Source organism: Streptomyces sp. NPDC002845 (assembly GCF_053591955.1).
In genome coordinates, this window is sequence record NZ_JBSFUU010000156.1 from 1 (window position 1) to 9,049 (window position 9,049).

Below are 9,049 nucleotides of genomic sequence, written 5' to 3' on the forward strand. Positions count from 1 at the left end.
CTGGAAGACGACATCAAGGCGTGGATCGCCACCTGGAACGAGGACCCCAGGCCGTTCACCTGGACCAAGACCGCTGACGAGATCCTCAACTCCCTCGCCGACTACCTGGCCACGGTCAGGCCCAGCACCGACACAACCGACACAACCGAGCAGAACTAAAACTCAGATTTTCTGGCGCATCACACTAGCGGGTGGCCGCGCCGCGCCGCACGGTGGGCGGCCATGCGTACCGGAGCGTTGACTGCTCCGTAACCGGCGTACCCGCCCACGCGTTGCACTGCCTCGAAGAAGACCCGAGAGCCCAGTACCTCGGTGTACACATGGAAGAACTCGCCCTGCTCGTCGCGGTCATAGAGCACACGGCACTCGCGCATGACGGCCAGCAGCTCCGGTTCGAGGTCCAGCCGGGCATCGAGATCCCGGTAATAGTTGTCCGAGACAGCCAGCAACGGTGCCCCGCGCTCCCGCATCGTTCGCGCGCAGGTGAAGATGTCGTCCGTGGAGAAGGCGATGTGTTGCGGGTCGGGGACGCCGGGCACCCACTCGCCACGACGCAGCACGGTTCCGTCCAGCACGATGCGAACCCGGCGGGCAGGATCGGACACCGCCCGGCTGCGCACCAGACCGAACGGAGCCGCGTACTCGGCGTCATGCTGGGGGTCGAGGCCGAGCACCGAGCGGTAGAACAGCGTGGCCTCGTCGAAGTAGTCGAAGGGCTGCGCCAGCGCGACGTGGTCGATCCGGGTCAGTCCGGTACGCGCGGTGTGCTCGGTGTCGGTGAGGATGAAATCGGTCAGCCAACTGGTGACATCGTCGGCGCCGGTGCGGCAGAAGAACACCGAGGTCCCGTCCGGGGCGGCGACCGAGGTCAGATCTGCCTCGGCCGGGCCGCGAGTGCGGGACAGCACCGGAGCGAGCAGTGCCGTGGCACGCTGCGCCGAGCGCGTGGGGTCGACGGTTTCCACGGCCAGCGCGCTGACCGCGGTCCGGGCGTCCTCGCCACTGTTGAGGAGGACCCGGGCCGCACCCTGCTGCCACAGCTGCACCGGCTTGGAGCGGTGCTGCCCGAGGTGGGCGAACCCCATGGCGGCCAGCGCCCTGGAAATCTCCGGCCCGGAGTCGTCGGTGACCGTGAGTTCGGCGAAGGAGTACCCCGTCAACTCCGGAGCGGGTGGCGGGCAGGCCGACTCGATCCGCTCCCGTGCCCGGGCGGGGTGGCGCTGCCCGAGCTCTTCCTCCAGTGCGATCAGCGAGCGCATCGCGTCGACCGCCGCCCGGCCCGGAGCTGACTGGCGGAACACGTCATTGAACACCTCGAGCGACAGCGGGCCGGTATAGCCGGCGGAGAGCACGTGGCTGACGAACGCGGGCAGATCGAAACCGCCCTGGCCGGGAAAGAGCCGGTAGTGCCTGCTCCACTGCAGCACGCCCATGTCCAGCCGCGGGGCGTCGGACAGCTGCAGGAAGAACAGCTTCTCGGCGGGGAAGCCGGTGATGGCGGCGATGTCACCGGCCCGGGACAGCACGTGGAAACTGTCCAGACACAGGCCGAGCGCGGGGTGGTCACCGCACCGGACGATCTTGGCCGAGTGCTCCCACGTACTGACGAAACGCCCCCAGGCGAGCGCCTCATAGGCGATCTTGAGCCCATGCTGCTGTGCCCGCTGGGCCAGGGTGTGCAGCTGCTCGGCGGCGAGGTCGTCGTCGTTCACCGCGTCCGGCGAGACCGAGGAACACACCAGCATGGTGTCCGTTCCCAGCTGCCGCATGACGTCGAACTTGTGGTCTGCCCGCCGCAGGTTGCGTTGGAAGAGCTCCGGGCCGACCGCCTCGAAGTCCCGGAAGGGCTGATACAGATCGATGGACAAGCCCAGCTCGTCGCAGTGCCGCCGGACCCGCTCAGGTGTCCAGGGCGACGCGATGAGGTCGTTCTCGAAGATCTCGACCCCGTCGAATCCGGCGGCGGCCGCCGCGTCCAGTTTGTCCTCCAGCGTGCCGGACAGGCATACCGTGGCGATGGACCTGCGCATACTCCTCGCCCCTCTCACTCACTGATCCGGCTGATCTCGCCGGCCGGCCCTTTGGCGGCCGGCCGGCGCAGCGCGAGCGCATAGCCCTTGGTTCCTAAACCGGCCAACACCGCGTCGGCGACAGGTGAGATGCAGGAGTGGTGCCGGAATGGCTCACGAGCGTGCACATTGCTGATGTGCACCTCGATGAGGGGTGCGGTCAGCATCGCGCAGGCGTCCCGCAGCGAGACGGATGTGTGCGTCCACGCCGCGGGGTTGAGTACGACAGCCGCGCCGTCGTCGGCCGCCTCGTGGACCCGGCGGAGCATCTCGTGCTCGGCGTCGGTCTGGCGCACATTCACCGTGAGGCCCAGTTCGTCGGCGACCTGCCGGCAGTCCTCGACGAGCTGGGCGTAGCCGGCGGTGCCGTACTTGTCCGGCTCGCGGACCCCGAGCCTGCCGAGGTTGGGACCGTTGAGAACACGAACCCGCACTGGAGGCACCTCTCTTTGCTCGCTTGGGTGTTGGTTACTCGGCCGACGCGCGCACAGCCTCGTAGAGGTCGCGCTGCTCGCCGGAGAGATTCTTGGTGAAGTAGTCCTCGGTCTGCTTCGAGAAGGCATCGCGGTCCACGTTCTCGACCACGGTCACCGAGCCCTGCTCCTCCCACTCATCGAGGATCTCGGCCTCGTTGTCCTCGATGCACTTGCGGTTCTCGGGCCGGGCGTCCGACACCGCCTTCCCCACCGCCTCCTGCTGTTCGGAGGAGAGCTCCTGCCAGCGGTCCTCGTTGACCACGATCAGCTGGGAACCGGTCTGGTGACCGGAGAGGCTGACATGGCTCTGCACCTCGTCGAAGCTCTTCTCCGCGATGGTGGGGATGGGATTCTCCTGGCCGTCGACGATGCCCTGCTGCAGGCTCAGGTAGACCTCTTCGAAGGCGACCGCGGTGGCCTTCGCCCCGAGTGCCTTGGCGTTCTCCAGATAGATCTTCGAGTCCGGGAAACGTATGCGCTGGCCCTCGAGGTCCTTGGGCTCCCTGATCGCCTTGTTGGCCGAGAAGTGCCGCATGCCGAAGTACCACACGTCGAGCACCCGGGCGCCGGTCTCCTTGGCGAAGTCCTCCTTCAGCTCCTCGCCGGTCTCGCTGTCGAAGAAGTCAAACAGGTGGTCAGGTCCGTCGAAGGCGTACGCCATGTCCAGGACGCCGACCGGAGCGTACGTTTCGGCGAGCGCCGCCGACCCCTGCACATCCATGTCGAGGTCGCCTGCCATCACGGAGGTGAATCTCGAAGAGTCGTCGCCGAGCTCACTGTTGGGAAAGATCTCGATCTCGACGCCGATGTCCTGGCCGTTGACGGCATCGGCCACGGCCTGGATACCGCACCTGGTGTGCGGGTGGTCGGTGGTGTAGCTGTTGGCGAAGGACAGCTTGACGGTTCCACCGTCGTCGCTGCCGCTGCCGCTGCCGCTGTCGCCGACCGCCGTGCAGCCGGTGGCCAGCACGGCCGCCGCGGACAGGACCGCCATCATCCGGCTGTGGTGCGCCCTTCTCGTCATGGCTCCTCCTCGACACTGAGTGGATGTTCGGTTGGTGTTCCCGGGCCCTAGAAACCGAGCAGACCGGGCAGGAATGTGGCTGTGGACGGCACGAAGGTCACCAGCAGCAGCACCGCGACCAGCGGGATCAGGAAGGGAGCCGTGCCGCGGAACACCTCGTGCACCGGCATGTTGGTGACGGGGCTCATGACGTAGAGCACCGCGCCGATCGGCGGTGTCAGCAGGCCGATCATCAGGTTGATGATCACGATGACACCGAAGTGCAGCGGGTCGACGCCGAACTCTGTCGCGATCGGGAGCAGGATCGGGACCGTGATCACCAGGACCGAGATCCCCTCGAGTATCGCGCCGAGGAAGATCAGCAGCAGGTTGACCAGCAGCAGGAAGACGATCTGGTTGTCGGTCACATCCCGCAGGGTCTCGGCCACCGTGCGGGGGACCCGCTCGCGGGCGAGGATCCATCCCAGCAGCCCGGAGGCTCCGATGATCAGCGTGATCGAGGCCGTCGTCGACGCCGTCTCGCGGGCGATCGGGCCCAGATCGCGCAGCCGCACCGTACGGTAGACGAAGCCCAGGGCCAGCACGTAGGCAGCGCCGACCGCGGCGGCCTCGGTCGGTGTGAAGACGCCGCCCAGGATGCCGCCGAGGATGATCACGGGAGCGCCCAGCGGTCCGAGTACCCGCACCGTGGCCTGCCGCAGCCGCTGCCAGTCGAACGGCTGGCCCTGCAGGTCCGACTGCCGGCGGGCCCAGACGAAGACCGCGATCGCCAGCCCGGCGGCCATGAGGAAGGCGGGCAGGACGGAAGCGGCGAACAGGGCGCCGGTCGACACTGCGGCGATGCCGGCGTAGACGACCGCCGGAATGCTCGGCGGCATGACCGGGCCGATCAGGCTGGACGCCGAGGAGATGCCGACCGCGAACCGCTTGGAGTAGCCCCTGCGGACCATCGCGGGGACCTCGACCTTGCCCAGACCGGCGGCATCGGCGAGCGCGGACCCGCTCATCCAGGAGAAGCCAAGGCTGACACCGATGTTGATGTAGCCGAGACTGCCCCTGATGCGGCCGATCAGCGCCAGCGCGAAGTCGAAGAGCCGGTCGGCGATGCGGGCGTGGTTCGCGACCACCCCGACAAGGATGAACAGAGGCACCGCGAGCAGCGGGAAGCTGTCGATCGCGCCGGTGACCTGGCGGGTGCTCAGGCCGAGCGACTGCCCGTTGAACGTCGCATAGGTGAGCGAGGGGCCAAGGAGGGCGAAGGCCACCGGAACGCGCAGCGCGAGAAGCGCGAGGATCGACAGGGCCAGCAGCAGCATATTCATGCGGAGGGCCTCTCTCCCTTGGCTCCGTTGGATCCGTTGGCTCCTTCTGCGTTGAGCTCGGCGCCGTGCACGGTGTCGCCGTCGGATTCCGGCTCCGGCAGGAAGACGGCCACCACCGAGCGCACGGTGGTCAGCAGCAGCCCGGCGAGAGGGATGACGTACAGCCACTGGAGCGGCATGCCCATGGCTGGGGACACCTGCTTCGAGTCGCCCGTCACCAGGGCGTACGCCTCGTACGCGAGGTTCAGGCAGATGATGGCCACCATGACGTTGACGAAGATGCCCACCAGCCGGAGGAGCTTGCCTCTGGCCACGGTGTCGATCAGCTTCAGCGCGACGTGCCCGTCCCAGGCCATCAGATGGCCGGACATTGCGAAGGTCAGCCACACGAGGCTGTAGCGGGCCAGCTCGCCGGTCCACACCCAGCCGCCGGCCGGCAGATACCGCTGGATGGCCTGCGTGAGCACCAGGACGAAAATCACGGCGAGCAGAAGACCACCGACGACGGCCTCGGCCGTCGACAGCCACCGGAGCACGGCAGGTCGCCTGCCGCCGGGCGAAGCGGCTTCCTCAGTCATCGGACCCCACCTGCCAGGTGGCGAGGTTGACCCAGGACTTCCCGGGGGCCGTACGAGCCTGCGCGAAGGCATCCGCGGCATCGGCCGGGGACGCTTCGGCGTGCAGGACTTGTGTGGGGGCCAGGCTTCCGTCGGCGACGGCCGCGACGGTCTCGGCGAAATCGCGAGGGTGGTCGTAGATGAGTGAGCCCCGGACCACCAATTGCCGCTGGGTCAGTTCCATGGTGGACATCGGCACCGGCTGTATCCCCATGCCGATCATCACGATGGTGCCGCCCGTGCCGACCGCACGCACCGACGTCTCCCACGCCGCCGGGATGCCGACCGTGTCGAACACGACAGGGAAGTCCCGCGCGCGCTCAGGGTCGACCCGCTTGGCGCCGATCCGCTCGGCGAGGGCGACCCTGCCCTCGTGCGGCTCGGTGACATAGGCCCGTGCTCCGGCAGCGAGAAGGGACTGACAGACGAAGAGGCCCTGCGAGCCCGCGCCGACGACAAGACACTCATCACCGTCGCCCACCCCCGACCGGCGGACGGCGGAACGCGCCACCGTCAGCGGCTCGACGCACGCGAACGTCTGGTCGGAAACGGTCGCGGGCACCGGCCAGGCGAAGCGGGCAGGGACCGCCACCCGCTCCGCGAGCAGCCCGGGGATGTTCATTCCCACGATCCGCCGCCGGGCGCATGCCGAGGTAAAACCGTCCCGGCACACCTGGCAGTCGGAGCAGCCGTAGTTCGGCTCAATCACCACTCGCTGACCGACGTAACGGTCGGTGACATCGGGACCGACGGCGACGATCTCGCCTCCGCCCTCATGCCCCATGACCCACGGGAGGCTCGGCGTCGTCCTGTGCCCGTCGTAGACACCGAGGTCGGAACCGCACAACCCCACTGCAGCCATTGCCACCAGCACATCGCCCGGACCGAGGTCGGGTTCCGGCCAGTTGTCGACGACCTCGACATGGCGAGGCCGCGTCAGAACGACAGCCCTCATCAGCTCTTCCCCCCTCAACTCTGAGTACGGTGGCGCCAGTCGCGGACGGACGCCCACTACATGGCTGGAAGGTTTCGCTGAAGATAAATGTGTGGCAATCGACTGGCAAGCGGTTGCCAAAAATTGCCATGCAGAGCAGGATTCGACCGGAAGCGAAGTCAATCCAGGGCCCAGGGGGCGGCAGAGTGGCACAGGAAAGCGGCAAGCACCCGACGATCTACGACGTCGCGCGGGAAGCGGGAGTCGCCGCTTCGACGGTGTCCAGGGCGCTGTCCATGCCCGGCCGGGTCAAAGCCCAGACGCGCGAGCACATTCTCGAGACGGCCGAACGGCTCGGATATCGCACGAACCCACTCGCGCGGGCCCTGCCCTCGGGTCGTACCGACACGGTGGCGCTGTGCGTCGCGGACATCACCAACCCGCACTTCTTCGGCATCATCCGGGGCGCGGAACAGCAGACACGAGCAGTGGGATGCACACTGATCGTCGGCGACACCGAAGAGTCACCCGAGCTGGAAGCGCGGAACGTCGAACGGCTCGGCCCATCGGTGGACGGTTTCGTCATCGCCGCGAGCCGGATGTCGGACGATCGCATCCGGGAGCTGGCGACCAACCATCGACTGACGTTGGTCAACCGTCAGGTCGACGGCGTGACCAGCGCCATCGTCGACCACGAGGACGGCACGCAGCAGATCGTCGAGCACCTGGCATCGCTCGGCCACACCTCGGTCGTATACCTTGCCGGTCCCCGCCGGTCGTGGCTGGCCGCGCAGCGCTGGCGGGTGGTGGAGTCGGCCGCACGCGGGCTCGGGATGTCGGCGGCCAGACTCGGGCCGTTCCCGCCCGCCGTGCTCGGCGGTGCCGCCGCGGCCGACGCCGCCCTCGGGTCCGGCGCTACCGCGGCCATCGCCCACAACGACCTGCTCGCCATCGGCATGCTGCGCCGATTCGCCGAGCGGGGCGTTCGAGTTCCCGAGGACATCAGCGTGGTGGGCTACGACGACATCTTCGGCGCGGACTTCTGCTCGCCCTCGTTGACCACGCTCGGCGGACCGTTCAGCGAGGCCGGCCGGTTGGCCGTCGCCCTGCTGCTCGGCATGCGCGATGCGTCGTGGCGCTCGGAGACCGCGTCCCAGGTGGTGCTGCCGTCGCATCTGATCGTCCGCGAATCCACCGGGCCCGCTGCCGGATGATCAGGCACCGATGCGCCGCAGCCACGACCGGACCTCGGCATCAGCTTTCCGGACTTCCTCGCCGCGCACCGCGAGCCCTTCCCCGATGGTCGCACCCCGGGATGCCGCGTAGTCGCGCTTGGTCGTGCCCAGTCCGCTCATCGCATACGTCGTGACCGGATGGACCGTCTTGCCGCGGAAGTCGTACCCCTCGGCGAAGGTAGACATGATCATGGGTGCTCAGACGTTCCAGATGGGGCTGCCCAGTAGCACCACGTCATAACGGTCGATCGCGGACAGGGGGTTGGCGATGGTCGGCCGCGCATCGGCGTCCTGTTCGCGGACGATGGGGGGAGCGAAGCCGAGAGTGGGGGAGGGCGACCGTCTCGTCGTAGTCGTCGGAGTACGCAGCCATACCCCGCTCGGCACGCGTCACTGTCGGTGAACGGGCGGGGTGTTGGTATACGTATGCCCCGTGGGCGCGGTCCAGGTACTGCCCCCGGTATGCGGATCTCGCGTGATCTTCCACCCGGGATGATGGGTCCTCAGCCGGTGATGCCGACAGCACAACGGTTGAAGGTTCTCCGGCACCGTCCCCCCGTACGAGGCCTTCGCCGCCTACGCCGCAGGGCATCCGCACGGCCGTCGCCGACCTTATGTGGGTCTTCGAACTTAAGCGGTGCGGAGGTGTCCGCGGGCTCGGCGGGTGGTGACGCAGCGTGTGCGTAGGCGTTGGTTGGCGGGGTTGCGGAAGCCTTGCATTTTGAGTTCCCGGTCACGCCGGGTGAGAAGGGCTGGTCGGGGGTCTGTAGGTGGGGCGGGGATGTTTCGGCCTGTTCCGTGAGCCTTTGGGGCAGCCGGGCCCGGCGGGCCGGGGTTTCGGGGGCTTGGTGATCGCGGGGAGTTTCGCGCGGAGGCGGCGAAACCCCAACCGGACCCGGTGGGGGCTCAGAGTGGTGCCATGGGGCGGGCGGGCCTGCCAGGGGCGGCGGAGATCGTCGACGAGGTCCCGGGCGAGATGCAGTTGTGTGTAGGCGGCCAGGACGAGGGCTATCCACCGGTCGACGGCTTCGGCCGCGTCCAGGCGGGCGGCGCCCAGGCCGAGGTGGCCCTTGACGAACCGGTGGAAGTGTTCCTGGTCGAAGCGGCGCATGTACGCCATCCACAGCGGAACGGGATCGGCGGGCTGGGGGCCGAGGTGCCACAGCCACAGGTCCTTCTCCGTGCCGCCGCCGTGTGGCATCCGCTCGACCTGCACCTGTAGGACGGTGCCGCGCACGATGGGCAGGGGCTTGTCCACGGGCCAGTCGCTCCACCAGGCGTAGCGGCGGGTCAGCTGCTGGTGCAGGTTGTGCCAGGCGCGGATGGTCACTTTCCCGTAGCGGTCGCTGTCGAGGCTGGTCTCGCTGTCGGG

At 68.1% G+C, this 9,049-nt stretch carries 9 protein-coding genes and 1 pseudogene; 1 reads left to right on the forward strand and 9 read right to left on the reverse strand.

The window, feature by feature from the left end:
• Positions 1-179 precede the first annotated feature (179 nt).
• Genes ACWD3C_RS47005 through ACWD3C_RS47030 form a run of 6 tightly spaced genes read right to left on the reverse strand, consistent with a single transcriptional unit; the run spans position 180 to position 6,463 of the window.
• A complete protein-coding gene (locus tag ACWD3C_RS47005) occupies positions 180-2,030 on the reverse strand; it encodes a bifunctional sugar phosphate isomerase/epimerase/4-hydroxyphenylpyruvate dioxygenase family protein (protein WP_451154711.1) in 1,851 nt (616 codons plus the stop codon).
• Between the two features lie 14 nt (positions 2,031-2,044).
• On the reverse strand, positions 2,045-2,512 hold the full coding sequence (gene aroQ, locus ACWD3C_RS47010; protein ID WP_451154713.1) for a type II 3-dehydroquinate dehydratase: 468 nt from the start codon (positions 2,510-2,512) through the stop codon (positions 2,045-2,047).
• 25 nt (positions 2,513-2,537) lie between these two features.
• Positions 2,538-3,569, reverse strand: a complete 1,032-nt coding sequence (locus tag ACWD3C_RS47015; RefSeq protein ID WP_451154715.1) for a DctP family TRAP transporter solute-binding subunit — start codon at positions 3,567-3,569, stop codon at positions 2,538-2,540.
• Positions 3,570-3,616: 47 nt separating this feature from the next.
• Complete coding sequence (locus ACWD3C_RS47020; protein ID WP_451154717.1) at positions 3,617-4,891, reverse strand: TRAP transporter large permease; 1,275 nt, start codon at positions 4,889-4,891, stop codon at positions 3,617-3,619.
• Complete coding sequence (locus ACWD3C_RS47025; protein ID WP_451154719.1) at positions 4,888-5,469, reverse strand: TRAP transporter small permease; 582 nt, start codon at positions 5,467-5,469, stop codon at positions 4,888-4,890. The genes ACWD3C_RS47020 and ACWD3C_RS47025 overlap by 4 nt, the downstream gene beginning before the upstream one ends.
• Positions 5,462-6,463 carry a zinc-dependent alcohol dehydrogenase gene (locus ACWD3C_RS47030; protein ID WP_451154721.1) on the reverse strand — a complete coding sequence of 334 codons (1,002 nt, stop codon included), beginning with the start codon at positions 6,461-6,463 and terminating at the stop codon, positions 5,462-5,464. Before ACWD3C_RS47030 ends, ACWD3C_RS47025 begins: the two co-directional genes overlap by 8 nt.
• Positions 6,464-6,492: 29 nt before the next feature.
• Between ACWD3C_RS47030 and ACWD3C_RS47035 the strand changes: the two genes are divergently transcribed.
• Positions 6,493-7,656, forward strand: a complete 1,164-nt coding sequence (locus ACWD3C_RS47035; RefSeq protein WP_451154723.1) for a LacI family DNA-binding transcriptional regulator — start codon at positions 6,493-6,495, stop codon at positions 7,654-7,656.
• Here ACWD3C_RS47035 and ACWD3C_RS47040 read toward each other — a convergent pair whose 3' ends face one another.
• The 3 genes and pseudogenes from ACWD3C_RS47040 to ACWD3C_RS47050 all read right to left on the reverse strand — a co-directional run.
• Complete coding sequence (locus ACWD3C_RS47040) at positions 7,657-7,869, reverse strand: flavodoxin (protein WP_451154725.1); 213 nt, start codon at positions 7,867-7,869, stop codon at positions 7,657-7,659.
• A 6-nt stretch (positions 7,870-7,875) separates the two neighbouring features.
• Positions 7,876-8,064 (reverse strand): hypothetical protein, encoded by a 189-nt coding sequence (locus ACWD3C_RS47045; protein ID WP_451154727.1) that lies wholly within the window; start codon positions 8,062-8,064, stop codon positions 7,876-7,878.
• 346 nt (positions 8,065-8,410) lie between these two features.
• Positions 8,411-9,049 (reverse strand): annotated as a pseudogene (locus ACWD3C_RS47050) (NF041680 family putative transposase); the annotation flags it as partial.